We start from the raw sequence: 286 nt of genomic DNA on the forward strand, positions 1-286 counted from the left end.
TTAACGAGAGTTCTTCCGCGCGCCTTAGAATTCTCTTCTCGCCTACCTGTGTCGGTTTGCGGTACGGGCACCTTCATCCTGGCTAGAGGCTTTTCTTGGCAGCATGAAATCAAGACCTTCGGTACTACAAATTTCCCTCCCCATCACAGCCCAGCCTTCATGGTCAGCGGATTTGCCTACTGACCGGCCTCACTGCTTGGACGAGCATCCATCAGCTCGCGTCCCTATCCTTCTGCGTCCCCCCATTGCTCATAACGGCTTACGGTGGTACAGGAATTTCAACCTG

Annotated in this window: 1 rRNA gene; it reads right to left on the bottom strand. The window is 53.8% G+C overall.

The annotated features are described in order from the left end of the window. Window positions 1-286 (bottom strand): 23S ribosomal RNA (locus M3650_RS31515); the annotation flags it as partial.

The sequence above is a fragment of the Paenibacillus sp. MER TA 81-3 genome (assembly GCF_023713585.1).
In the GTDB taxonomy this organism is placed as follows: Bacteria; Bacillota; Bacilli; order Paenibacillales; family Paenibacillaceae; genus Paenibacillus_B; species Paenibacillus_B profundus.